This is a genomic window from Streptomyces sp. NPDC014894, from assembly GCF_043080985.1.
Classification (GTDB): domain Bacteria; phylum Actinomycetota; class Actinomycetes; order Streptomycetales; family Streptomycetaceae; genus Streptomyces.
In genome coordinates, this window is sequence record NZ_JBIBWD010000012.1 from 188966 (window position 1) to 213962 (window position 24997).

At 73.0% G+C, this 24997-nt stretch carries 22 protein-coding genes; 13 read left to right on the top strand and 9 right to left on the bottom strand.

Going from position 1 to position 24997, the window contains the following annotated elements; genetic code table 11:
* Positions 1–96 precede the first annotated feature (96 nt).
* The 4 genes from ACF089_RS27340 to ACF089_RS27355 all read left to right on the top strand — a co-directional run bounded on the left by ACF089_RS27340 (position 97) and on the right by ACF089_RS27355 (position 4217).
* Complete coding sequence (locus ACF089_RS27340) at positions 97–1539, top strand: NCS2 family permease (protein WP_392031764.1); 1443 nt, start codon at positions 97–99, stop codon at positions 1537–1539.
* 253 nt (positions 1540–1792) lie between these two features.
* A complete protein-coding gene (locus tag ACF089_RS27345) occupies positions 1793–2290 on the top strand; it encodes a MarR family winged helix-turn-helix transcriptional regulator (protein ID WP_392031767.1) in 498 nt (165 codons plus the stop codon).
* A gap of 27 nt (positions 2291–2317) precedes the next feature.
* Positions 2318–3646 (top strand): MFS transporter, encoded by a 1329-nt coding sequence (locus ACF089_RS27350; protein ID WP_392031770.1) that lies wholly within the window; start codon positions 2318–2320, stop codon positions 3644–3646.
* Between the two features lie 112 nt (positions 3647–3758).
* Positions 3759–4217, top strand: coding sequence for a 2'-5' RNA ligase family protein (locus ACF089_RS27355; protein ID WP_392031773.1), 459 nt, complete (start codon positions 3759–3761; stop codon positions 4215–4217).
* A gap of 160 nt (positions 4218–4377) precedes the next feature.
* Here ACF089_RS27355 and ACF089_RS27360 read toward each other — a convergent pair whose 3' ends face one another.
* The 3 genes from ACF089_RS27360 to ACF089_RS27370 all read right to left on the bottom strand — a co-directional run bounded on the left by ACF089_RS27360 (position 4378) and on the right by ACF089_RS27370 (position 7726).
* On the bottom strand, positions 4378–5364 hold the full coding sequence (locus tag ACF089_RS27360; RefSeq protein ID WP_392031776.1) for an aldo/keto reductase: 987 nt from the start codon (positions 5362–5364) through the stop codon (positions 4378–4380).
* Positions 5361–6980 (bottom strand): MFS transporter, encoded by a 1620-nt coding sequence (locus ACF089_RS27365; RefSeq protein WP_392031902.1) that lies wholly within the window; start codon positions 6978–6980, stop codon positions 5361–5363. The genes ACF089_RS27360 and ACF089_RS27365 overlap by 4 nt, the downstream gene beginning before the upstream one ends.
* 356 nt (positions 6981–7336) lie before the next feature.
* Positions 7337–7726, bottom strand: a complete 390-nt coding sequence (locus tag ACF089_RS27370) for a winged helix-turn-helix transcriptional regulator (protein WP_392031778.1) — start codon at positions 7724–7726, stop codon at positions 7337–7339.
* A 135-nt stretch (positions 7727–7861) separates the two neighbouring features.
* Here ACF089_RS27370 and ACF089_RS27375 point away from each other — a divergent pair, with 135 nt between their 5' ends.
* From ACF089_RS27375 to ACF089_RS27390, 4 genes are all read left to right on the top strand, one after another.
* Entirely contained in the window at positions 7862–8458 is a 597-nt protein-coding gene (locus ACF089_RS27375; RefSeq protein WP_392031781.1) for an RNA polymerase sigma factor, read from the top strand.
* Positions 8446–9504, top strand: coding sequence for a CU044_5270 family protein (locus tag ACF089_RS27380; protein ID WP_392031783.1), 1059 nt, complete (start codon positions 8446–8448; stop codon positions 9502–9504). The genes ACF089_RS27375 and ACF089_RS27380 overlap by 13 nt, the downstream gene beginning before the upstream one ends.
* Before the next feature lie 140 nt (positions 9505–9644).
* Positions 9645–10634, top strand: coding sequence for a glycosyltransferase family 2 protein (locus tag ACF089_RS27385; protein WP_392031786.1), 990 nt, complete (start codon positions 9645–9647; stop codon positions 10632–10634).
* A 1-nt stretch (position 10635) separates the two neighbouring features.
* Positions 10636–12132, top strand: a complete 1497-nt coding sequence (locus ACF089_RS27390; protein ID WP_392031789.1) for a DUF6056 family protein — start codon at positions 10636–10638, stop codon at positions 12130–12132.
* Positions 12133–12304: 172 nt separating this feature from the next.
* Here ACF089_RS27390 and ACF089_RS27395 read toward each other — a convergent pair whose 3' ends face one another.
* Positions 12305–13363, bottom strand: coding sequence for an alpha/beta fold hydrolase (locus ACF089_RS27395; protein ID WP_392031792.1), 1059 nt, complete (start codon positions 13361–13363; stop codon positions 12305–12307).
* Positions 13364–13657: 294 nt separating this feature from the next.
* Positions 13658–14341 (bottom strand): GDSL-type esterase/lipase family protein, encoded by a 684-nt coding sequence (locus tag ACF089_RS27400; RefSeq protein WP_392031795.1) that lies wholly within the window; start codon positions 14339–14341, stop codon positions 13658–13660.
* A gap of 123 nt (positions 14342–14464) precedes the next feature.
* On the opposite strand from ACF089_RS27400, the gene ACF089_RS27405 reads away from it, so the two are divergent.
* A complete protein-coding gene (locus ACF089_RS27405) occupies positions 14465–15445 on the top strand; it encodes a WD40 repeat domain-containing protein (protein WP_392031798.1) in 981 nt (326 codons plus the stop codon).
* A 102-nt stretch (positions 15446–15547) separates the two neighbouring features.
* On the opposite strand, the gene ACF089_RS27410 is transcribed toward ACF089_RS27405, so the two are convergent.
* Positions 15548–16378 carry a TetR/AcrR family transcriptional regulator gene (locus ACF089_RS27410; RefSeq protein ID WP_392031801.1) on the bottom strand — a complete coding sequence of 277 codons (831 nt, stop codon included), beginning with the start codon at positions 16376–16378 and terminating at the stop codon, positions 15548–15550.
* 165 nt (positions 16379–16543) lie between these two features.
* On the opposite strand from ACF089_RS27410, the gene ACF089_RS27415 reads away from it, so the two are divergent.
* Complete coding sequence (locus ACF089_RS27415) at positions 16544–17584, top strand: ATP-binding cassette domain-containing protein (protein ID WP_392031803.1); 1041 nt, start codon at positions 16544–16546, stop codon at positions 17582–17584.
* Positions 17581–18468, top strand: a complete 888-nt coding sequence (locus ACF089_RS27420; RefSeq protein WP_392031806.1) for an ABC transporter permease — start codon at positions 17581–17583, stop codon at positions 18466–18468. Before ACF089_RS27415 ends, ACF089_RS27420 begins: the two co-directional genes overlap by 4 nt.
* Positions 18469–18536: 68 nt before the next feature.
* Here the strand turns inward: ACF089_RS27420 and serC are convergent, their stop codons facing one another.
* Both serC and ACF089_RS27430 read right to left on the bottom strand, forming a co-directional pair.
* Positions 18537–19655 carry a phosphoserine transaminase gene (gene serC / locus ACF089_RS27425; RefSeq protein ID WP_392031809.1) on the bottom strand — a complete coding sequence of 373 codons (1119 nt, stop codon included), beginning with the start codon at positions 19653–19655 and terminating at the stop codon, positions 18537–18539.
* 110 nt (positions 19656–19765) lie between these two features.
* Positions 19766–20377 (bottom strand): ATP/GTP-binding protein, encoded by a 612-nt coding sequence (locus ACF089_RS27430; RefSeq protein WP_392031812.1) that lies wholly within the window; start codon positions 20375–20377, stop codon positions 19766–19768.
* Positions 20378–20597: 220 nt separating this feature from the next.
* Here ACF089_RS27430 and ACF089_RS27435 point away from each other — a divergent pair, with 220 nt between their 5' ends.
* The gene (locus ACF089_RS27435; protein ID WP_392031815.1) at positions 20598–23525 is read left to right on the top strand and encodes an FAD-binding and (Fe-S)-binding domain-containing protein; all 2928 of its coding nucleotides are present in this window, start codon (positions 20598–20600) and stop codon (positions 23523–23525) included.
* Between the two features lie 80 nt (positions 23526–23605).
* Positions 23606–24196 (top strand): dihydrofolate reductase family protein, encoded by a 591-nt coding sequence (locus tag ACF089_RS27440; protein ID WP_392031818.1) that lies wholly within the window; start codon positions 23606–23608, stop codon positions 24194–24196.
* A gap of 98 nt (positions 24197–24294) precedes the next feature.
* On the opposite strand, the gene ACF089_RS27445 is transcribed toward ACF089_RS27440, so the two are convergent.
* Positions 24295–24981 carry a hypothetical protein gene (locus ACF089_RS27445; RefSeq protein WP_392031821.1) on the bottom strand — a complete coding sequence of 229 codons (687 nt, stop codon included), beginning with the start codon at positions 24979–24981 and terminating at the stop codon, positions 24295–24297.
* Positions 24982–24997: the final 16 nt, after the last annotated feature.

The window sequence follows — 24997 nt, forward strand, 5'->3', positions numbered from 1 at the left end:
AAGATGGCGATCTTCCGTTCATATGTTCATACTGAAACGGTTTGCCCCTGACCTGTTTCGTTCGTAGGAACATCCAAGCCCCGTGATGAGGATGGAATGACCCCGTCGGCCACCGCCGCCGCCCCCGAGCATCAGCCGAAGGGCTCTCCCAGCGGCCTGGACCGCTACTTCAAGATCTCCGAGCGCGGCTCCACGGTCGGGCGCGAGGTCCGTGGCGGCTTCGCCACCTTCTTCGCGATGGCCTACATCATCGTGCTGAACCCGATCATCCTCGGCAGCGCCGAGGACATGTACGGGCACCAGCTCGACAACGGCCAGCTGGTCACCGCCACCGTGCTGACCGCCGCCTTCTCCACCCTCCTCATGGGCGTCATCGGCAATGTCCCGATCGCGCTGGCGGCCGGACTCGGCGTGAACACCGTCGTCGCCCTCCAGCTCGCGCCCAGGATGTCCTGGGCGGACGCGATGGGCATGGTGGTCCTCGCCGGCTTCGTGGTGATGCTGCTGGTCGCCTCGGGCCTGCGCGAACGGGTGATGAACGCCGTCCCGCGCAGCCTCCGCAAGGGCATCGCGATCGGCATCGGCCTCTTCATCATGCTCATCGGCCTGGTGGACGCGGGCTTCGTCTCCCGGATCCCGGACGCCGCCGGGACCGCCGTCCCGCTGACCCTCGGCAGCGCCGGCCATCTGATGGGCTGGCCGGTCCTGGTCTTCGTGCTCGGCGCGCTGCTCACCCTGGTGCTGATCATCCGCAAGGTGCCGGGCGCGATCCTGATCTCCATCGTCGCCATGACGGCCGTCGCGATGGTCATCGAGGCCGTGGCGGACGTCCCGAGCTGGGGTCTGACCACCCCCGAGTGGCCCGGCAATCCGCTCTCCACCCCCGACTTCGGGCTGGTCGGCGAGGTCAGCCTGTTCGGCGGCTTCGAGAAGGTCGGCATCCTCACCGGCGGGCTCTTCGTCTTCACCGTGCTGCTGTCCTGCTTCTTCGACGCGATGGGCACCATCCTCGGCGTCGGCGACGAGGCCAAGCTGATGGACAAGGACGGCAACTTCCCCGGCATCAACAAGGTGCTCTTCGTGGACGGCATCGCGGTCGCCTCCGGCGGCGCGACCTCGTCCTCGGCGACCACCTGCTTCGTGGAGTCCACGGCCGGCGTCGGCGAGGGGGCCAGGACCGGCCTCGCGTCGGTGGTCACCGGCGCCCTCTTCTCGGTGGCGCTCTTCCTCACCCCGCTCGCCACCATGGTCCCCTCCCAGGCGGCCACCCCCGCGCTGCTCGCGGTCGGCTTCCTGATCCTGGCCGGATCGATCCGGGACATCGACTGGAGCGATTTCACGCTCTCGGTCCCCGCGTTCCTGGCGATGGTGATGATGCCCTTCACCTACTCGATCACCAACGGCATCGGCATCGGCTTCATCGCCTTCAGCGTGCTGCGGCTCGCCTCGGGCCGCGGCCGCGAGGTGCCGATCGCGATGTACGCGGTCTCGGCGGTCTTCGTCTTCTACTACGCGATGCCCGCCCTGGGCCTCACCTAGGCCGAAGCCGGGAAGCCGGGAAGCCGCGAAGCCCGGGCCCGAAGCCCGGGCCCGAAGCCCCCGGGCTCCCCGCGGCCCCCGCCCCACCCCCCGGACGGGCGTCCGGACCACCACTGGTCCCGGGCGCCCGTCCGGCGTTTCCGCGCCGCGCCGGACCGCCCGATTCCGGTCGCTCTCCGTACCCGTTCGGACCGTGTCGGCGACGGTGTTTTCGACTGGTCTTTAGTTAGAGTAATGAGTTATGCTAACAAACATGTCCGACCAGACCCGCGGCGGCGCCGACGACGACACCGCCCGCACGGCGGCCGATGCCGCCGCAGGCGCGATCGCCCCCGACGACGTCGCCGCCATCAGCGCCCTGCGCTCCGCCGTCATGCGGCTGGGCCGCCGTCTCAAGCACCAGCGCGTCGACGAGTCGCTGAGCCCCACCGAGATGTCGGTGCTCGGCACCCTCGCCCGCTGCGGCTCGGCCACCCCCGGCGAGCTGGCCCGCAAGGAGCACGTCCAGCCGCCGTCCATGACCCGGATCGTGGCGCTGCTGGAGGCCAAGGGCCTGGTCCGGCTGGAGCCGCACCCCGACGACCGCCGGCAGAAGGTCGTCAGCCAGACCGAGCAGGCCGAAGCCATGCTCGAAGAGAGCCGCCGCAAGCGGAACGCCTGGCTGGCCACCCTCGCCGAGGGCCTGGACGAGGACGAATGGGCCAAGCTGCGCGCGGCCGCCCCCGTTCTGGAGAAGCTCGCCCATCTGTAACGAACACCTTTGAGGAGGCGAACCCTTTTGCGTACGGGACCCGGAGCAGACTCCGCACCCGCACCCGCCCCTACTACGTCCATGTTCAGCTCGCTGAGGATCCGCAACTACCGGCTCTTCGCCACCGGCCAGGTGGTCTCCAACACCGGCACCTGGATGCAGCGCATCGCCCAGGACTGGCTGGTGCTGACGCTGACCGGCTCGGCGTCCGCGGTCGGCATCACGATCGCCCTCCAGTTCCTGCCCATGCTGCTCTTCGGCCTGTACGGCGGAGTCCTCGCCGACCGGCTGCCCAAACGGCCCCTGCTGCTGGCCACCCAGTCCGCGATGGCCATGACCGGCATCGCGCTCGCCGTCCTCACCCTCACCGGCGAGGTCCAGGTCTGGCACGTCTACCTCACGGCCTTCCTGCTCGGCCTGGTCACCGTGGTCGACAACCCGGCCCGCCAGACCTTCGTCTCCGAGATGGTCGGCCCGGACCAGCTCGCCAACGCCGTCAGCCTGAACTCCGCCAACTTCCAGTCCGCCCGGCTGATCGGCCCGGCCGTCGCCGGTGTGCTGATCACCGCCGTCGGCAGCGGCTACGCCTTCCTCTTCAACGGACTCTCCTTCCTCGCCCCCATCGCCTCGCTGCTGCTCATGCGCCCGGCCGAACTCCACCGGGTCGAGCGCGCGCCGCGCGGAAAGGGCCAGCTGAGGGAGGGGCTGCGCTATGTCTCCTCGCGCCCCGAGCTGATCTGGCCGATCGTCCTCGTCGGCTTCATCGGCACCTTCGGCTTCAACTTCCCGATCTGGCTCACCGCCTTCGTCCACGACGTCTACGACTCGGGCGCCGGCACCTACGGTCTGCTGAACACCCTGATGGCGGTCGGCTCCCTGGCGGGCGCCCTGCTCGCCGCCCGGCGCGCCGCCTCACGGCTGCGCGTCCTGGTGGGCGCGGCGGTCCTCTTCGGCGCGCTGGAGATCGTGGCCGCCGTCGCCCCGAGCTTCTGGATCTTCGCCCTGGTGATGGTGCTGGTCGGCATGTTCGGCCTCACCGTCAACGTCACCGCCAACTCCAGCGTCCAGATGGCCACCGACCCGGCCGTCCGTGGCCGGGTCATGAGCCTGTTCATGATGGTGTTCGTGGGCGGTACGCCGCTGGGCGGGCCGCTCTTCGGCTGGATCACGGACGCGTACGGGCCGAGGGTCGGGCTCGCGCTGGGCGGAGCGATATCGCTGGCCGCGGCGCTCACCGTCGGCATCCTGCTGGCCCGCGCCGGCGGGCTGCGGCTCAAGGTGGATCTGCGCCGGGGCCACAAGCACCTCGACTTCGTGCCCCGGCAGCGCGCCGAGCGCCTGCCCAGCGCGGTCTGAGCCGGGCGGAGATCCGGACCGGCGGCCGTACGGCCGTACGCGGCGGCCGGGTCCCGGCCGGGTCCCGTGAAGGGCCCCCGGCGGATCCGGGCGCTGGGCGAGACTCGTCCGTATGAGACTCTTCGCCGCTGTACTCCCCCCGGCCGGGGCGGTCGCCGAACTCGGCGCGGCCGTCGACGGGCTGCGGGCGCTGCCCGGCTCGGACGGTCTGCGCTGGACCGGCCGGGAGGGCTGGCACTTCACCCTCGCCTTCCTCGGCGAGGTGGACGAACGGCTGCTGCCCGAGCTGACCGCCCGCCTGGCCCGGGCCGCCCGCCGGGCGGGCGTCCGGATGGCGGAGCACCGCCGCTACCAGGCCCATCTCACGATCGCCCGCGGCCGGACGGAGGAGGTGTCCCTCACACCGTTCGTGAGCGGGCTGAGCGGTTTCGAGGGGGCCTCGTGGCCGGTCTCCCGGTTCGCTCTGGTCCGCAGCGATCCGCCCGAGCCCGGGGCGGCGGGCGCCCGCCCCCGGTACGAGACGGTCGCCGAGTGGCACCTGGGCGCGGAGGAGACCGAGGGGCCGGGTTAACCTCGTGGGGTGAACTCCAAGACCAGAAACAAGATCATGGCGGGCGTCCTCGTACTCATGTTCGCGGTCATCGCGGTGGCGGCCGTCGCCGGATAGCGGCGGACGGATCCGTCGCCCGGCCGCCCCCGGGCGACGGCCGCCCCGTGTGCGGGCCGGGCCGCTACCAGGCGAAGGCCTCCGGCGAGGGCCCGGTCTCCGGGAAGATCTCCTCCAGCGCGGCCAGCAGCTCCGCGTCCAGCTCCAGCTCCAGCGCGCGCACCGCGCCCGCCAACTGCTCCGCGGTCCGCGGTCCGACGATGGGCCCGGTGACCCCGGGGCGGGTCAGCAGCCACGCGAGCGCGACCTCGGCCGGGTCCAGACCGTGCCGGCCGAGCAGCTCCTCGTACCGCTGGATCCGCTCCCGTACCGACGCGTCGGCCAGCTGCTGGGCGGCGAGTCCGCCGGCCCGCCGGCCGCCCTGGGCCTCCTTCTTGAGCACTCCGCCGAGGAGGCCGCCGTGCAGCGGCGACCAGGGGATGATCCCGAGGCCGTACTCCCGCGCGGCGGGGATGACCTCCATTTCGGCCCGGCGCTCGAAGAGGTTGTACAGACACTGCTCGCTGACCAGGCCGTACGAGCCTGTGCGCCGGGCCGCCTCATTGGCCTGGGCGATCTTCCAGCCGGGGAAGTTCGACGAACCGGCGTAGAGAATCTTTCCCTGTCCGATCAGGGTGTCGACGGCCTGCCAGATCTCCTCGACCGGGGTGTGCCGGTCGATGTGGTGGAACTGATAGAGATCGATGTAATCCGTGCCCAGCCGCTTCAGACTGGCCTCGACGGACCGGCGGATGTTGAGCGCGGAGAGCCGGTCGTGATTGGGCCAGGCGCCTTTGTCGGCGGTCATGTCGCCGTACACCTTCGTGCCGAGCACGACCTTGTCGCGGTCGCCGCCCCGGGCGAACCAACTGCCGATGATCTTCTCGGTGTCGCCCTTGTTCTCGCCCCAGCCGTAGACATTGGCCGTGTCGAAGAAATTGATTCCGGCGTCGAGCGCCGCGTCCATGATCGCGTGACTTCCGGCCTCGTCGGTATGAGGCCCGAAGTTCATCGTCCCGAGGACGAGTCGGCCGACCTTGAGTCCCGTGCGTCCGAGCTGCGTGTACTTCATGGTCGACAAGCCAACGCCTTGGAGCCCGCTCCAGGCAAGGGGGGTGTGCCGCCCGGGGGACGGCCGGCCGCCGTGTCCGACGATACGCACGGCGGCCGGGTCACGCTCGGGCCGGAGCCCGGCCGCTTCCCGGCGTACGGGGGAGGTCGGTTCGGCGTCGGGCTCTGGGTGCGGCGGAGGAGCAGGGTCGCCGTGACCGCCAGGGCGAGGAGGGCGAGGGAGGAGCCGAGGGCGATCAGGGCCAGGCCGTCGGCGAAGGCGTCGCGGGCCGTCTCCAGGAGGCGGGCGCCGGGGGCGGCGGGCAGGGCGGCGGCGGGCAGGGCGGCGGCGGTTTCGAGGGCGGCGGGGAGATTGTCGGCGACCGGGGCCCGGTCCGCCGCCGGTACGCCGTCCTGCGGGGAGCCCGACATCCGTTCCCGGTAGAGGGCGTTGAGGGCGCTGCCGAGCACCGCGACGCCGAGCGCCCCGCCCAGTTCCTGGGTGGTCTCGCCGACCGCCGCCGCCGAACCGGCCCGCTCCGGCGGGGCCGCCGCCACGATCATGCCGATGCCCAGGGACGACACCGGCATCAGCCCGATGAAGAGCATGGTCGCGCCGGTCACCGCCGGACCGATCCCGCTGTCGCCGTTCAGCCGGGTCAGCACGGCGAACCCGGCCGCGGCGACGGTGAGTCCCGCGCCGAAGACATGGGCCGTGCCCACCCGGGGAGCGAGCGCCTGGGCGGCGAACATGGCGACGGCGCCGCCCGCGACCATCGGCAGGCTCCACACCGCGGACTCCAGCGGATCGAGCCCCGCCACCATCTGGAGGTACTGGCCGATCAGGAACTGACCGCCCAGCATGAACACCACCGTCAGGGTCAGCGTGCCGAGCGAGACGCTGAAGCCCCGGTCGGCGAAGAGCCGCAGATCCAGCAGGGGGCTGGTCAGCCGCAGCTGCCGCCGGACGAAGACGAGTCCGAGCGCCGCGCCCGCCGCCAGGGACAGCGCCGGGGTCGCCCCGAAGCCGCCGGACGCCAGTTCCTTGAGGCCGAGGACGGTGAGCAGCACGGCGGCGAGCGACAGGGCCGCGCTGGTCGTATCGAGCCGCCCCGCCCGCGGATCGCGGACCTCGGGCAGCACCAGCGGGCCCACTGCCAGCAGGAACACCATGACGGGCACGGCGAGCAGAAAGACCGAGCCCCACCAGAAGAACTCCAGCAGCACCCCGCCCGCCAGCGGTCCGAGCGCGCCGCCGAGCAGGAAGGAGGTCATCCACACGGTGATGGCCAGCGACCGCTGTCCGGGGTCCTGGAACAGCGCGCCGATCAGCGCCAGGGTGGAGGGCCCCAGCGCAGCTCCGGCCAGGCCGAGCAGCGCGCGGGCGGCGATCAGGGTCTCGGCGGTGGGGGCGTGGGCGGCGAGCACGGAGGCGAGTCCGAAGGCGGCGGCCCCGATCAGCAGGATCCGCCGACGGCCGACGCGGTCGCCGAGCGTGCCCATGGTGATCAGCGCTCCGGCGATGACGAAACCGTAGACGTCGGTGATCCAGAGCAGTTGCGATCCGCTGGGGGACAGGTCCTCGCTCAGCGCGGGCAGCGCCAGATGGAGCACGCTCATGTCCATGATCACGAGCATCGCGGGGAGCGACAGCGCCGCCAGCCCCACCCACTCGCGCACGCCCGCGCGCCGGGCGGCGTTCTCCGGTGTCAGGAGGGTGTTCACCAGTTCCCCTTTCCGGGTCCGCGCGGACCCGATCGGGGCCCACCGTAGGAAAGGGGCTTACTTTTGGTAAGGGCTTACCCGAGGGTGCGCCCCGCACCCCGGGGAGAGCGCGCAGGCGGCGGCCCCGGACCGGCCCCGCGATGTGAGCCGGACCACGCGGAGCCCGCCCCGCCGAGCACGCCCCGCGCCGAACGCGCCCGCCCCGCGCCAGGGCCGAGGACGCCCCGCGCCCCGCCGAGCACGCCCGCGCCGAACGCGCCCCCGGCGCCTCACCCCCGCCCGTCGTGCCGTTCGCGCGCCGTCAGCACGTCGTCGATCCGGAGCGTGATCCAGTCCACCAGCCCGCCGAGCACCGCCGACAGCTCCCGGCCCAGCGGCGTGAGCGTGTACGTCACCCGGGGCGGGGTCGTCGGCTCGACCGCGCGGTCGACCAGACCGTCCCGTACGAACACCCGCAGATTCTGCGACAGCATCTTCTCGCTGATCCCGCCGATCCGGTCGCGCAGCACATGGAACCGCATCGGCCCCTCGCCGAGCGCCGCCAGAATGAGCACGCCCCACCGGCTGCTCACATGGTTCAGCACACCGCGGGCCGGACAGTCGGCGGTGAAGGCGTCGCTCAGCGCGCCGGCCTCAGAGACATCCCGGGACATGGACATGAACGCCAGCCTAGGCGGCGGGGCTTACCCGGGCACTGCCCCTTACCCATAGTAAGTTCCACCGGCGTGAACCTTCCGGGCCCCTGCGGTCAACAGAGGGATGACAGGCATGACCGCTTGACCCGTGGAGCTGATGTGACCGGACCGCCGGCCGCCCTCGATGACGCCGAGGTGATCGCCCAATCCCTGGCGCACCCCGACGTCTTCGCCCTGCTCTACGACCGGCACGCGTCCGACATCCACCGCTACGCCGCGCGCCGCCTGGGGGAGGGAGCCGCGGAGGACATCATGGCGGAGACGTTTCTGATCGCCTTCCGGGGCCGCCGCCGCTACGACACCAGCCGGTTGAGCGCCCGCCCCTGGCTCTACGGAATCGCCGCGAAGCTCATCGGGGGCCACCGGCGCAGCGAGGAACGGGCGCTGCGGGCCATGGCCCGCAGCGGGGAGGATCCGCTCGCCGAGGCCTGGAGCGACCGCTCGGACGACCGGCTGGCGGCTCAGGCCCCGCTGGCCGGCGCGCTCGCCCGGCTGTCGCCGGGGGACCGGCATGTCCTGCTGCTCATCGCCTGGGCCGACCTCGGCTACCAGGAGACCGCCGAGGCGCTCGGCATTCCCCTGGGCACCGTCCGGTCCCGGCTCAACCGCGCCCGTCGCAAGGTGCGCGAGGCCCTGATCGCCGACCCCGCGTTCGCCCCCGATGCCACGGAGCTGACCCCGTCATGGACGAAATGACCCGGGTGCGCGAACTGCGCGCGCACACCCCCGCTCCCGATCACGCCGTGATCGCGGCCGGCCGCCGCCGGCTCGCCGAGGGCATCGCCGCCGAGGGCCGTGACGGCGCGCGGGCCCGGCCGAAGGCCTTCCGGCGGCTCGGCGGCGGACTGCGCGGGCTGGGCTCCGACTGGCGGATCGCCGCGCTCGGCGCCGCCGCGGCCATCACCGCGGCCGCCCTGCTCGCCACCCACATCGGGGCCGAGCCCGTCCGCGAGCACTCGGACGCGGCCGCCACCCGGGTGCTGGGCGACGCGAACAAGGTGCTCATGAAGGCGGCGGAGACGGTCGCGGCGCAGCGGACGCCCGCCGAGCCCGGCGACAGCCAGTGGATCTACATCCGGCAGGTGAGAGCCGACCCGCGGGAGCGGACCGACCGCGAGCCGGAGGGGCCGCCGGCGCAGCAGGACCCCGAGAGCTGGATCCCGTACGCCAACCCCGCGGCCGAGCGGGACGCCTCGGACGACGACCGCTCGGCCCGCGAGATCTACCGGCTCGCCGAGTCGCTCTCCAAGGACCCGGCGAAGGCGCAGGCGCAGGCCCGCGAGTTCTATCCGACCGGCGACGGCGAGACCGGCCCGCGCGAGACGGAGCCCGAGCACAGCTTCCGGGCGCTGTGGGTGATGGCCGAGTCCTATCCGCTCTCCTCCTCGGCGCGGTCCAGGCTCTACCGGGCCATGGCCGTCGTCCCCGGCGTCACCGTCGGCGAACGGCTGGTGCGGGACGCCGCGGGCCGTCAGGCCATCGCCGTCACCCTCGCCGAGGCGACCGGATCCGAGGCCGCCGGGAAGGGCGAGCCCGTGAGCGCGCCGACGCGGAGCGAGTACCTCATCGACCCGCACGACTACCGCTATCTGGGCCACCGGATGGTCGCGGCAAGCGGCCGATCGGCCGATGAGCCCAATGAGATGAACGAACCGAGCCACCGAATCGACGAAGGCGACGTCCTCTACAGCGAGGCCCGAACTGATGTGGCCGTAGTGAATGCAGAGGGCCAGACGCCATGACCCAGGGGGAAGCCGCGCCACGGGGGCGCAGAATTCCCGGCTCACGCCGGGTTGCCTGCGCACTATATAGCTCACGTCACATCGAGCGATGAATCCGGATCCGTCCGGAAGCGGTTTGGCCCTGAGCTAGGGAAACAGCGATGCCAGAGATTTCGATTGTCGTACCGTGCTTCAACGAGAGCGAGGTGATCGAGACTTTCCACACCACGCTGGTCGGCGTTCTCGAGTCGACGGGGAAGAGTTTTGAATTGTGTTACGTGGACGACGGGAGCAGTGACCACACCCGTGCCCACCTCCAGGAACTCGCCGCCGCCGACCGCCGTACCCGCTATACGTCCTTCAGCCGGAACTTCGGCAAGGAATCGGCCATGCTGGCCGGTCTGCGGATGACCCGGGGGAAGGCCGTCATCCTCATGGACGCCGACCTCCAGCATCCGCCGAGCCTGATCCCCCGCATGCTGGAACTGCGCGGGCACGGCTACGACCAGGTCGTCGCCCAGCGCGACCGCGCCGGCGAGGGGATCGTGCGGACCCGGCTCAGCCAGGCGTACTACCGGCTGGTGCGGCGGTTCATGGACGTCGAGGTCATCGACGGCGCGGGGGACTTCCGGCTGCTGTCCCGGCGGGCGGTGAACGCGCTCCTCTCGCTCCCGGAGAGCAATCGCTTCTCCAAGGGGCTTTTCTCCTGGATCGGCTTCGACACCGTCAGCTTCGCCTACGAGAATGTGGAGCGGGCGGCCGGATCGTCCAAGTGGGGCGGCCGCAGACTGCTCAACTACGGCATCGACGGGCTGCTCTCCTTCAACAGCCGCCCGCTGCGGCTGGCGATCCACGCGGGCCTGTGGCTCTTTCTCTCCGCCCTCGCGTACGCCCTGTGGATCGTGGCCAATGTCGTCGTCGACGGCGTCGACACACCCGGCTACGCCACGCTGATCGCGGTCATCGTGGGAATGAGCGGGGTGCAGATCGCCACGATGGGAGTCATCGGGGAGTACGTGGGCCGGATCTATCACGAGTCCAAGCGCAGACCGCATTACGTCGTCCGGGAGACCGACGGCTCCGAACCGCCCGGGCCGCTGCCCGGCGGCGCGCTCGCCGTACCGGCCCGGCTCGGCGAAGGGCGGCTGTGACATGCCGGTCGAGACACCGCGCACCACGGCCGCGCACCGCGACCCGGCCCCCGCCGACGGAGGCCCGAAACCCTCGCGGTGGCGGGCGTACTGGCCGCTCGGACTCGCCCTGCTGCCGCTGGCCCTGCTGGCGCAGGCCTCCTTCTACGGCCGCCATGTGCGGCCCAGCGCGGACGAGTGGTGCTTCGTGCCCGTGGTCCGCGACGACGGGGTGTGGGGCCTGGTCGACAAGTTCTACACGCTGGACAACGGACGGCTGGGCAACGGTCTGCTCGTCGGTCTGTACGCGAAGTTCCCGGTCGCCGGGCACCAGTGGTACGGCGTGATCAGCGGGGTGCTGATGTTGGCGCTGCTGTGGGCGCTCGTCGTCGCGCTGCTGCGGATCAGCGGTACGCGGACCCCGCGCGGGCTGCCGCTGCTGGTGGCCGGGATGGTCGCGGCGGTCTTCCTGTTCGCCACGACCAACACGTACAAGACGTTCTACTGGCCGGCCGCCTCCGTCTCGCACACCCTCGCGCCGGTGCTCTGCGTCGCGGTCGCGGTCCCGCTGCTGCGGGCGCGCGGCCGGCGCGGCCGGATCGCGGCCGTCGTGACGGCGGCCGTCGCCGGGGTGTTCATGGGGACGCTCTCGGAGGAGGCCTCGGTCGTCTCGCTGGTGGTCCTCGGGACGCTGGTGCTCTTCGCCGGAACGCTCTTCACCGAGCCGTTCCGCCGGTCGGCGCGGATCTGGTCGCTCGCGGGCATGGCGGGCATCGCGATCGGCACCCTGCTGCTGATCACCTCCCCGGGCTCCCGCCACCGCCGCAGCCGCTTCGACGCGGAGAGCGTCTCGATGCTCGCGCCGGAGTCGCTGTGGGGATCGCTGCGCGGATTCGTGGAGATCCTCGGCACGGTCGTCACCACCTGGCAGTACGTGGGCGCGCTGGCCGCGGGGGTGCTGCTCGGTCTGCTCGGCCGGCCGGGCCCGGGGCGGGACCGCTCGCCCTTCCGGCCGGTCCGTCCGCTGCCGCTGCTGGCGCTCGGCACGGCCGCGTTCCTGGTCGCCGGCTATCTCTGCACGGTGATCACCTACCCCGTGTTCGGCGAGCGCGTGGTGACCACCGAGCGCACCTGGAACGACTATCTGCTGATGTTCGTGCTGCTCCTGGTGGCCGCGGGCATTCCGCTGGGCCGCCTGCTGCGCGACCGCGCCCCGCGGACCGCCGGATTCGCCGCCGCGGGCGGGGCGCTGGTCTGCGCCGTGACCGTCGCCGGGCTGATCGTGCCGCTCGCCGGTCTCGGCGACCGGATGGAGGTCCGGGCCGAGCGGTGGGAGCGCCAGGACGCCTCGCTGCGGGCCGCCGCGGCGCGCGGCGAGACGGTGATGCCGTACACGCCGACGCGGGTGGAGCGGATGAAGGAGCCGTTCGGCCGCGACGGGAAGCTCAAGTGGCCCGCGCAGTGCGTGGCGGACTACTACCACCTGGAGAAGGTGACGTACGCGCCCCGGCAGAACTGAGCACGGCGGGGGCGGGGGACTCCTCCCCCGCCCCCGCCGTTCCCGTCGCCCCCGGCCCCCGAAGTCCTCGCGGCCCGCGCTCCGCCGGGCCGCTCGCCGGATCAGCCGCGGAGCCGGTCGCGAAGCCGGTCCGGAGCCGGTCGCGGAATCAGGCGGGGAATCAGGCGCGGAATCAGTCGCCGATGAAGGACAGCACCTCGCGCTCGAAGCGCTCCCGCTCCTCCAGCTGCGGAAGATGGCCGCAGTCCGTCAGCTCCACCAGCCGCGCGCCCGGGATCGCGGCGGCTGCGCGCCTGCCCAACAGCGGGAAGTCGCCGAGCTTGGCCCGGTTCTCCGGGGTGGCGTACGACTTGCCGATCGCCGCCCGGTCCTTCTGCCCGATCACCAGCAGCACCGGCAGCCGCAGCTTCGGCAGATCCGCCAGCACCGGCTGGTGGTAGGCCATCTGATACGTACGGGCCGACGCCAGCGCCCAGCGCGGGTACTCGCCGCCGAGGGTGACGCGGTACCGCAGCTCCACATTCCGCTCGTACGCCCGCCGCCAGCGCACCACATAGCCGCGGTAGAAGGCGCGGATGCCCTCCAGACCGGTGTTGGCCAGCTCGTCGGCGAACAGGCGCTCGGTGCTCAGCGCGGGCACCAGCTCGCGGTAGTCCTCCAGCCCGACCGGATTGGCCAGCACCAGCCGCCCGGTGCGCCCCGGGTGCTCCAGGGCGAAGCGCACCCCGAGCATCCCGCCCATCGAGTGCCCGATCACCTCGGCGCGCTCCACGCCCAGATGGTCGAGGAGCGCGACGGTGTTCCTGGCCAGCAGCTCGAAGCTGTACTCCAGGGCGGGCTTCGAGGAGCGCCCGAAGCCGATCTGGTCGGGGACCACGACCCGGTGCCCGGCGGCGGCGAGGGCGCGGGCGGTCGGCTCCCAGGCCCCGCCGTCGAAGTTCTTGCCGTGCAGCAGCAGTACGGTGCGGCCGGAGGCGTCCGGCCCGTCGGGAGCGATGTCGAGATAGGCCATGTTGACCGTCTCGCCCTGATTGACCAGGCGGAGGAAACGCACCGGGAAGGCGCTCGGGTAGCCCTCCATGGCGATGCCCAGCGGCTCGCCGTAGACGGGGTCGGGGCGGCTGTGCAGGGCGGCCGCCGCGCTCGCGGGCCCCGCCGTCACGGTTCCCGCGCCCACCGCGGCGACCGTGGTGGCGCCGACGGCCAGAAAGGTCCGGCGTGTGTTGCTCACATCTCTCCCAGAAGGGTCGTCCATCGGATCCGGAGTCTGCATCAACGTCCTTGGCGCACTGAAGGAGTTGAACGAGGGCCCGGGCGTTCCCTTTCCAGGGCGGCGGATTCGGCCGAACCGGAACCGGAATCGGACCGTCGGGCCGGGGGCAGGGACGGAAGCGCCGGTGTTACGCGCGTAAGCGGAGCCGCCGGTGCGGAACGGCGCGGGTACGGGGGAGGCCGGCGCGAGGGGGTGCGGGCGCGGGCGCCGGGAGGGCGGGCCCCGTGGGCCCGCTCCCACGAGGACCGGCCGCTACGGGCGGGGCCGGTAGGGCCCGCCCAGCCCCCACGCCTGGTGCATCGCCGTCGCGAAGGCCGCCGCCAGCTTGTGCTCGCCCGAGGGCCCGGGGTGGGTGCCGTCGTAGGTGTCCCGATCGATCGCGTACTCCTTGGGCGGCGACGCCAGCAGGATCGGCGAGGACGGCGTGCCGAGATCCGCGACCTCCTTCGCCAGCCGCACGTTGAAGTGCTCGCACTCCGCCGCGAACGGCGCGTCGCCCCGGGCCCGGACGTTCGGGATCACCGGCAGCAGGACCATCCGCAGCCGCGGGGCGGCGGCGCGGGCCCCGGCGACGAAGGCCCGGACGTTGTCGGCGGTCTGGGCGCTGTTCGTGTAGAAGCCGAGGTCGATCAGGCCCAGCGAGACCAGCAGCACATCCGGCCGGTGCTCCTTCGCCACCGGTCCGATCAGCGGCGCGAGATGGACCCAGCCCTCGCCCCAGCCCGCGAGATGGCGGCGGGCCGCCGGCGGGAAGGGGGCCGCGTAGGCGGTGGAGACGGCCGCGTCCGCCTCGGCGTCGTACAGCAGCGAACGCGGGCCGACGATCTCGTGCGGGCCGTCGTCGCACCCGCTCAGGTGCTGCCACATCCGGTAGCGCCAGGTGAAGTCGCCGGCGCGCCCGATGGTCATGCTGTCGCCGACGAAGAGAAAACGCATGGGGGCCATCATCGCCGATCACGCCGCGCGCGCGGGCTGTGACACCGGCCACGGGCGCTCCGTGCCCCGCCCGGCCCACCGCTTCATGAGGGGTACGGTCCGGCGGGATGGCAGGCTGGTGCCATGCGTTCGCTTCCGTGCGTCACCGGCGCCGCCGCCGTTCTCCTGCTCGCGCTCTCCGCGTCGCCCGCCCGGGCCGCCGACGACTCCGGCTTCGTCATCGAGGACCCGAGGATCAAGGAGTCCAGCGGCCTCGCCGCCAGCCGGGCGCACCCCGGCGTGTACTGGACGCACAACGACCAGGACGAGCCGAGGGTCTTCGCGGTCGACTCCCGCACCGGGAAGACCGTCGCCACGGTCACCCTGCGCGGCGTCGGCGCGCCCCGGGACATGGAGGCCGTCTCGGTCGGCTCCGACGGCCGGGTGTACGTCGGGGACATCGGCGACAATCTCAACGGCACCTGGAAGCACGTCTGGATCTACGCCTTCCCGGAGCCGAAGACGCTCGGGGACACCACCGTACGGGCGACGCAGTACACGGTGAAGTACGCCGACGGGCCGCGCAACGCCGAGGCGCTGATGATCCACCCCACGACCGGCCGGGCCTACATCGCCTCCAAGAACGAGGACGGCGGCGGGCTGTACGAGGGTCCGGAGCGGCTCTCCGCGTCGGGGACGAATGTGTTCCGGCGGATCGGCGAGGTGCCGTGGGTGACGGACGGGGCGTTCTCGCCGGACGGGAAGGAGCTGGTGCTGCGCTCGTACTTCAGCGCGCGCGGCTACGAGTGGAAGAACGGACGTCTCGGCGCCGACGAGCGGGTCCGCGCGCCCATCCAGCGGCAGTCGGAGTCCGTGACGTACACGGCGGACGGCGGTGCGCTGATGTTCGGCTCGGAGGGCGAGGGCAGCGAGGTGGAGCGGGTCGGGCTGAAGAAGAGCGGCGGCGGTGACGCGCCGGCCAGGGCGTCCGGGGCGGCCGCGGGCTCGGACGGCGGCGCGGACGGGGGCGAGCCCGGCGACCGCACGGTGACCTACGGCGTCCTCGCCGTCGGGGCCGCCGTCGTCCTTCTCCTGGGCCTCAAGCGTCTCTTCCGTCGCACTTGACCCGCGCGGTCCGAAGAGTCCGCCCCGGGAGCGCGGCTCCCGCCAGGGCCGGAGCGGGCGGTTCGCGTGAGCCGTCAGCCGTCAGCCGTCAGCCGTCAGCCGTCAGCCGTCAGCCGTCAGTCGGCTTCCGGCTTCCGGGGCGGGGGCCGGGCCCGCGCCCGGCGGGTCCCCGTCACCGGTGCGCTCGCGCTCGCGCACCAGCGCGGCGAATCCGTCCAGCAGTCTCGCCAGACCGAATTCGAAGTGGTCGAACTCGTCGCTGAAGGCGTCCGCCTGGAGTGAGGCGATCAGCGGATACTCCCCGCCGGCCAGCGCCCGTTCCAGAAAGGGCTGCTGGCGCTCCCAGAACTCGTCGTGGCTCTGCCCGGTCGCCTCCGCCGCCTCGACGGCCTGCGCCTCCACCCGGGCGACCCCGCTCACGAAGCTCTGCGTCGCCATGATCACGGAGATCAGCTCGGCGTCGGTCAGACCCATGCCCCGCAGCCCGGTCAGCGCGGCCTCCAGGCTTTTGAGCGCGCTGGGCCCGAGCACCGTTCTGGCCTGGTTGACCTTGAGCAGCCAGGGGTGCGCCCGGTAGAGGACGAGATAGCCGCGGGCCATGACGTTCACCGCCTCCCGCCAGTCGCCGCCCTCGCCGGGGGCGGGCGGCTCCCAGGGGCCCGGGTCGGTGACCCGGTCGAGCATCAGATCGAGCAGCTCGGCCTTGCCGGGGACGTATCGGTAGAGGCTCATCGTGCCGGTGCCCAGCTCGGTGGCGATCCGGCGCATGGAGACCGCGCCCAGCCCCTCCGCGTCGGCGATCTCGACGGCGGCGGTCACGATCCGGTCGAGGGTCAGTCCGGGCTTGGGGCCCCGGCTCGGACGCCCGGCCGTGCCCCACAGGAGTTCCAGGCTGCGTGTGACATCGCCGCTGCCGCTCGTTTCGACCGTCATGACCTCACCTTATGCCGGGCTCGGGAAAGCCCCTGGACAAGAACTGGGTACGGTGTACTCTCTAAAGGGTACAGCGTACGCAGTCTCGCTGTGCCCCTCCCTTCCGTGCCCTCCCTTCCGTGCCCGCGCCGCCCCGCCCCTCGCGCCGACGAATCTGGAGCCCCCGTGAACGAGTACGCCGTCCATGCCGAAGCCCTGGAGAAGCGGTACGGCGAGAAGCGCGCCCTGGCCGGCTTCGACCTCGCCGTCCGCCCGGGCACCGTCCACGGACTCCTCGGCCCCAACGGCGCGGGCAAGACCACCGCCGTCCGCGCGCTCGCCACCCTGCTCACCTTCGACTCGGGCACCGCCCGGGTGGCGGGCCTCGATGTGCGGCGCGAGCCCCGGCGCGTACGGAGCAGGATCGGCCTCACCGGCCAGTACGCCGCCGTGGACGAGGTGATGACCGGCCGGCAGAACCTGGAGATGTTCGGCCGGCTCTTCCATCTGGGCGCCCGGCGGGCCCGGCTGCGCGCCGTGGAGCTGCTGGAGCAGTTCGACCTGGTGGAGGCGGCCGACAAGGGCGCGGGCGGCTACAGCGGCGGGATGCGCCGCCGGCTCGACCTCGCCTCCTCCATGATCCTCGCCCCCGATGTGCTCTTCCTCGACGAGCCGACGACCGGGCTCGACCCGCGCGGGCGCGGCGAGGTGTGGGAGGCGGTCCGCGCGCTGGTCGCGGGCGGTACGACCGTGCTGCTCACCACTCAGTACCTGGAGGAGGCCGACCAGCTCGCCTCCCGGATCACCGTCATCGACCAGGGCCGCGCGATCGCCGACGACACCCCCGACGGGCTGAAGAACCGGGTCGGCGGCGACCGGATCGAGGTCGTGGCGACCGACGCCGCCGACCTGGAGACCGTCCGCGCCGTGATCGCCCGGGTCGCCGGGGCCGAGCCCACGACCGACCGGACCGAGCGCCGGGTCCACGCGACCGTCACCGACCGGGTCGCCGCCCTCACCGAGGTGGCGCGCACCCTCCAGGACCAGGGGATCGGGGTGGAGGACATCGGGCTGCGCAGGCCCAGCCTGGACGACGTCTTCCTCCGCCTCACCGGACACCGCCCCGAGGCCGAGAAGACGCGGACGGCCGAGAACGCGAAGAACACCGAGAGCGCCGAGAGCGCCGAGAACGCGAAGAACACCGAGAAGAAGGAGGCCGCCGCATGAGCGAGGTCCTTCAGCGGAGCGCGCCCGCCGCCGCCCCGGGCGGGCCCGCCGGGAAAGCCCCCGGCCGGGTCGACCTGACCGTGGGCGACGCCGACGAACGCCGGCTGTACTGGGCGGTCGTGGACAGCTGGACCGTGGTCCGCCGCGGGCTCATCCACTACCGGCGCCAGCCCATCATCCTCGTCTGGCAGCTCGGCTTCCCGATCCTCTCGGTGCTGCTGTACGCCTATGTCTTCGGCGGCGCGATGAAGTCGCCCGGCGGGGACTACCGCGACTATCTGATGCCCGGCATGTTCGCGATGACGATGGCCATCGGCTTCATGAACACGGCGACCGTAGTGGTCCACGACGCCACCCAGGGCGTCATCGACCGCTTCCGCGCGATGCCCATGGCGCCCTCCGCCGTGGTCGCCGGGCGCGGCGGGAACGACGTCCTGGCGGCCGTCGCCGAGCTGGCCATCCTCGCGGCGACGGCGGCCCTCACCGGCTGGCGCTCCGACGGCGGCTTCCTCGCCACCCTCTCCGCCTTCGCCCTGCTGATCCTGCTCCGCTTCGCGCTCATCTGGCTCGGCATCTGGCTCGGCCTGATGATCCCCACCCCGGAGGCGGCGGGCGGGCTCTACGCCATCGTCTTCCCCATGACGATGATCTCCAGCATCTTCGTCCCGCCGTCCACCATGCCCGACTGGCTGGGCGTGGTCGCGGCCTGGAACCCGATCTCCTCCACCGCCGCGGCCACCCGTGAGCTGTTCGGCAATCCGGTGGCGAGCGACGGCAGCTGGATCCAGGAGAACGCGGTGCTGATGGCGGTCGTCTGGCCGCTGGTGCTGACCGCGATCTTCCTGCCCCTGGCCGTCCGGCGCTTCCACCGGCTCAGCCGCTGACCCGGCACGCGCGAGGGCCCCGGCGGAATCGCTTCCGCCGGGGCCCTCACCCGTACACCGTCAACAGATCACAGCTGCTCGATCACATAGTCCACGCACGCGGTCAGCGCCTCGACGTCGGCCGGGTCGACCGCCGGGAACATCGCCACCCGCAGCTGGTTCTTCCCCAGCTTCCGGTACGGCTCGGTGTCCACGATCCCGTTCGCCCGCAGCGTCTTGGCGATCACCGCCGCGTCGATGTCGTCCTCGAAGTCGATGGTGCCGATGACCTGCGAACGCTTCGCCGGGTCCGTCACGAACGGCGTCGCGTGCTTGGACGCCTCGGCCCAGCCGTACAGCGCCCGCGCGGAGGCCGCCGTACGCTCCACCGCCCAGTCCAGACCGCCCTGGCCGTTGATCCACTTCAGCTGCTCGTTGAGCAGGAAGAGCGTGGAGAGGGCGGGGGTGTTGTACGTCTGGTTCTTCAGCGAGTTGTCGATCGCGGTCGGCAGGCTGAAGAATTCCGGAATGTGCCGTCCCGAGGCGTGGACGCGCGCCGCGCGCTCCAGGGCGGCCGGGGAGAAGACCCCGATCCACAGACCGCCGTCGGCGGCGAAGCTCTTCTGCGGGGCGAAGTAGTAGACGTCGGACTCGGTGATGTCCACGGGCAGACCGCCCGCGCCGGAGGTCGCGTCCACCAGCACCAGCGCGCCCTCGTCCGCGCCCGCGACCCGCTTCACGGGGGCGGCGACGCCGGTCGAGGTCTCGTTGTGGGTGAGGGCGTACACATCGACGCCCGCCTCCGCGACCGGCTCCGGGTGCGTGCCCGGGTCGGAGGAGACGACGGTCGGCTCGGCCAGCCACGGGGCGAGCTTGGCGGCCTTCGCGAACTTGGAGGAGAACTCGCCGAAGCTCAGGTGCTGGGACTTGTTCTCGATCAGACCGTGCGTCGCGATGTCCCAGAACGCGGTGGAGCCGCCGTTGCCGAGGACGACCTCATAGCCCTCGGGGAGCCGGAAGAGATCGCGTACGCCGGTGCGCACCTCGCCGACCAGGTTCTTGACCGGGGCCTGGCGGTGGGAAGTGCCGAGGAGGGAGGTGCCGGTGGCGGCGAGCGCGTCCACCGCCTCCGTACGCACCTTGGAGGGGCCCGCGCCGAAACGGCCGTCGGCGGGCTTGATGTCAGCGGGAATCTGGATATCAGCCACGCCTCGGAGCGTATCGGGTCCGTGCCCGGCCCGGACGGCCGGTCCGTCGGCTGAGACACCCGGTCCGTGCCCGGCCCGGACGCCCGGAGCGGGCGCGGACCGGGCCCGCCTCAGCCCTTCTGGTGCACAGACAGCGCGTGCAGATGCTCCACCAGCGCGATCAGCACGAACTTGCTGGAGGAGTGGTCCCGGGCGTCGAACTCCACCAGCGGCACGTCCGGCCCCAGCGCCAGCGCCTGCCGGATGTGCTCGTCGCTGTGGAGCGGCCCGCCGAAGTCGTTGACCGCCACGATGTACGGCATCCCGTGGTACTCCAGCCGGTCCAGCGCGTACCAGGCGTCCGTGGGCCGGCGGGTGTCCACCAGCACCACCGCGCCGATCGTCCCCGAGAGCAAGCGCTCCCACAGGAACCAGAACCGCTCCTGACCCGGCGCGCCGAACAGATAGAGCACGGTCCGGTCGTCGATGGTGATCCGGCCGAAGTCGAAGGCCACCGTCGTGGCGCTCTTGGCCGTGACCCGGCTGGTGTCGTCCAGGGTGCGGCCGGCGCGGCTCATCACCTCCTCCGTGTGCAGCGGACGTATCTCGCTGACGGAGCGGACCATGGTGGTCTTCCCGACCCCGAATCCGCCGACCACGGCGATCTTCAGGGCGTTCTCGGCCGCCCCGGGGAGCATCACGCCTCGCTCGGCCGGGTTGACCGCCCGCGTACCGCGGGTCATCGCTTCTGGGCGGTGCCGGTCATCGAGTGTTGCCTTCCGAGGGGTGGCGGGGGCATAACTGGAGCCGCTAGTTCCTGATCAAGTTGTCGTCACTATAGGAGAATTGGCGATCACTTTGGGCGCTGGACCCTTGCTTTGCCAAGGGTCCGGCGGACGCAATGGTCCCAACCGGCATGTTTCCTTCCCTCGCGAAGGCCCCCGGCGGGGCATCCTGAGACACATGGCCGAACAGCGACCGAACCGGGAACTCGCCCTGGAGCTGCGCCGGGCGGTGCGCGGCGGAGTCGACTTCTCCGCCGCCGCCCGCGCCCTGATGACCATGGACGCGTCCAACTACCGCCGGGTCCCCGCCGGGGTCGTCGCCCCGCGCGACGCGGACGACGTGGCCGCCGCGCTGGAGGTCTGCCGCCGCTTCGGCGTCCCCGTGGTGCCGCGCGGCGGCGGTACGTCGATCGCCGGGCAGGCCACCGGTACCGGAGTCGTGCTGGACTTCACCCGCCATATGAACGCCGTTGTTGACGTCGACGCCGGGGCGGGTACGGCGCGCGTCCAGCCCGGGGTCGTCCTGGACACCCTGAGGGAAGCGGTACGCCCCCTCGGGCTCACCTTCGGACCCGACCCCTCCACCCACTCCCGCTGCACCCTCGGCGGAATGATCGGCAACAACGCCTGCGGGGCGCACTCGGTGGCGTGGGGGACCACCGCCGACAACGTACGGGCCCTGGACGTGATCACCTACGGCGGGGTCCCGCACCGGCTCGCGCCGGGGGAGGGCGGACCGCCCGGAGTCCGCGCCCTCGTCGGGGCCCATCTCGCCGCGCTGCGCACCGGCTACCCCGAAGGGCTCCCGCGCAGGATCTCCGGCTACGCGCTCGACGCGCTGCTGCCCGAGAACGGCCCCGACCCCGCCCGCGCGTTCTGCGGCAGCGAGGGCACCCTCGCCGTGCTGACCGAGGCGACCGTACGGCTGGTGCGCGCCCCGCGCGCGCGGGCGCTCGCCGTCATCGGCCACACCGACGAGAGCGCGGCCGCCGACGCCGCGGCCGGACTCCTCCCGTACGGCCCGCTGACCGTCGAGGGCATGGCCCGCGATCTGGTCCCCGGGGCGCACGGGCTGCCGCGCGGCGGGGCCTGGCTCTTCGTGGAGACCGGCGGCGACACCCCCGCCGCCGCGCGCGCCGCCGCCCTGGCCCTGCTGCGCGCCTCGGACGCGCTGGACGGCGCGGTGGTGGACGATCCGGCCGCCGTGCGCGCCCTGTGGCGGATCCGCGAGGACGCCGCCGGCACGGCGACCCGCACCCCCGACGGCGCGGAGGCCTGGCCCGGCTGGGAGGACTGCGCGGTGCCGCCCGCCCGGCTCGGCGCGTATCTGCGCGACTTCCGCGCCCTGCTCACCGCCCACGGGCTGCGCGGAGCCCCCTACGGCCACTTCGGCGACGGCTGTATCCACGTCCGTATCGACTTCGATCTGCTGACCGCGCCGGGCGTCCGCGCCTTCCGCCGCTTCTCCGAGGAGCTGGCCGGCCTCGTCGTCGCCCACGGCGGCTCGCTCTCCGGCGAGCACGGCGACGGAAAGGCCCGCGCGGAGCTGCTGCCGAGGATGTACGGGGACGAACTGGTCGCCCTCTTCGCCCGGTACAAGGACCTGTGGGACCCGGACGGCGGGATGAACCCGGGCATGCTGGTGCGCCCGGAGCCGCTCGACACGGGCCTGCGGTTCGCGGCGCTGCCGCGCGAGCCGGTCGACGTCGTCTTCGGATACCCGGACGACGGCGGCGACTTCGCCGCGGCGGTCCGGCGCTGCGTCGGCGTCGCCAAGTGCCGGACCGGCGAGCCCGGCACGGACACGGTGATGTGCCCCTCCTACCGCGTCACCGGCGAGGAGGCGCACTCCACCCGGGGCCGCGCCCGGCTGCTCCACGAGATGCTCGCGGGCGAGGTCGTACGGGACGGCTGGCGCTCGCCGGAGGTGCGCGACGCGCTCGATCTCTGCCTCGGGTGCAAGGGGTGCCGCAGCGACTGCCCGGTCGGCGTGGACATGGCCACCTACAAGGCGGAGTTCCTCCACCACCACTACGCGGGCCGGCTCCGGCCGCGCGCCCACTACGCGATGGGACGGCTGCCGCGCTGGCTGCGGGCCGCCGCGCCGCTGGCCCGCCCGCTCAACGCGCTGGCCCGGGCGCGCCCGGCGGCGGCCCTCGCGAAGCGGCTCGCGGGCATCGCCCCCGAACGCGACCTCCCGGCCCTCGCGCCGAGGACGCTCACCCGGCTGCTGGCGGAGAGGGCGGGCGCGGGGGGCGCCGACGGTCCGGGCGGCGCGGGTGGCGCGGGCGGTGCTGACGGTCCCGGTGGCGCGGGCGGTGCTGACGGTCCCGGTGGCGCGGGCGGTGTTGACGGTCCCGGTGGTGCGGGCGGTGTTGACGGCGCGGGCCTCCGTCGTCCCGGCGTGGTGCTCTGGCCGGACACCTTCACGCAGTACCTCGACCCGGCCCCGGGCCTGGCGGCGGTCCGCGTGCTGGAGGCGGCCGGCCTGGCGGTCGCGCTCCCGCCCGGACCCGTGTGCTGCGGACTCACCCATGTCTCCACCGGCCAGCTCACCCGCGCCCGCGCGGTGCTGCGCCGCACCCTGGACGCCGTCGAGCCGCTGCTCGGCCCCGGCGTCCCCGTGACCGTCCTGGAGCCCAGCTGCGCCGCCGCCCTGCGGACCGACCTCCCGGAGCTGCTCCCGGACGACCCGCGCGCGGCCCGGCTGGCCGCCTCGGTCCGCACCTTCGCCCAGACCCTGGAGGAGTGCGCGCCGAGGTGGGCGCCGCCCGGGATCGACCGCGCGGCGGCCGGTCAGACCCACTGCCACCAGCACGCCGTCCTCGGCGACGCCGCCGAGCGCCGACTGCGCGAACGCGCGGGCCTCGACGGCGAACTGAGCGGCGGCTGCTGCGGTCTGGCGGGGAACTTCGGCTTCGAGCGCGGCCATTACGACGTCTCCGTCGCCTGCGCGGAGGAGCAGCTCCTCCCGGCGGTCCGGGCGGCGGGCCCGGACGCGGAGATCCTCGCCGACGGCTTCTCCTGCCGCACCCAGCTGGCACAGCTCGCGGGCGTACGGGCCCGCCATCTGGCGGAGGTGCTGGCGGAGGGCCTGGAGCGGTGAGGTGACTCCGTTGACACCACTCCAACCGTAGTACTACATTCAAACCACTTCAGTTGCAGTGCTACGGATGGGGTCCCCGCATGCGAAAGCTCGTGTACTACGTCGCCGTCACCCTCGACGGCCGCATCGCCGGGCCCGGCGGGGAGTTCGACTTCTTCCCGGTCGGCGAGGGGGAGGCGCTCGCCGCCTACTCGGGGTGGGTCAACGCCCGCTACCCCGAGACCGTCCCCACCCCCGCCCGCGCCGGGGCGGGCCTGGCGGACGCGCCCAACCGGCGCTTCGACACGGTGCTGATGGGGCACGGGACCTACCGGGCGGGGCTGCCGGCGGGCTTCACCAGCCCGTACGCCCATCTGCGCCAGTACGTCGTCTCCAGCACCCTCGCGCCCGACACCGAGCCGACCGTCACCGTGGTCCCGAAGGACCCGCTGGGCCTGGTCCGCGAACTCAAGCGGGAGGAGGAGGGCCTGGACATCTGGCTCTGCGGCGGCGGCCGGCTCGCGGGCGCGCTGCTGCCCGAGATCGACGAGCTGATCGTCAAGAGCTATCCGGTGGTCGCGGGGGCCGGGATCCCGCTGTTCGAGGGGGAGTTCGCCCCCACGCTCTTCACGGTCGCCGACCGCGCCTCGTTCGACAACGGCGTGACGGTCAGCCACTTCGCCCGGCGCTGAGGCCCGCCCGGGGGCCGCCCGGCTCAACGCGCGGGCGCGATACGGGCGTCGTCGCGGTCAGCGGGAGCGGTACGGGCGCGGTGCGGGCGTCGTCGCGGTCAGCGGGCGCGGCCGGGCGCCGGGACCTCGGGGGCCGCCGGCCGGCGGGAGCGCCCGCGTGCCAGCGCGCCGATCTCGGCGAGCACATGCCCGCCCCGCCCGGGCTCGCCGCCGCACCACCACACCGCCCGCTCCCCGCGCTCGACGGCGTGCGCGCCGAGCCCGTGCCCGGCGCACAGCGGCCACACCTTCCGGTCCAGCTCCATCGACTCCTCCTGGACCGCCTCCGCGACCGCCGCCACCGCCCCGGCCGTCCGGTCGCCCGCCGTCGCGCTCAGCGTCCCGCCGCCCCCGAGCAGCCGCCCGTCGGCCAGCGCCACCCCCGCCGCCGGGGGGAACGCGTCCGCGAGCACCACGAGTTCCGGCTCCCCCTCGATCCCGGCCGCCCACAGATCCCGCGCGACCACCCCGAGCGCCCGCCGCAGCACCTCCAGCCGCTCCGGCGCCCCCGCGAACCCCGGATCGAACCCGGTCTCCGCCAGCACCCGCCGTGCCAGCCCCGCCGACTCCACCGCCCCCCACCGCCCGGGATCCCCCGCCACCGCCTCCCGCACGGCCTCCCCCTCATGCCCCCACTCCATGAGCCCACAGGCCGGCTCGACCACCTCGCCCGGCCCGAGCGTCCCGTCGCGCAACCCGGCGTACACCCGCGCGCACATGTCCTCGACCACCGATTCCGTCTCCACGCGCCCAGTATCCCGA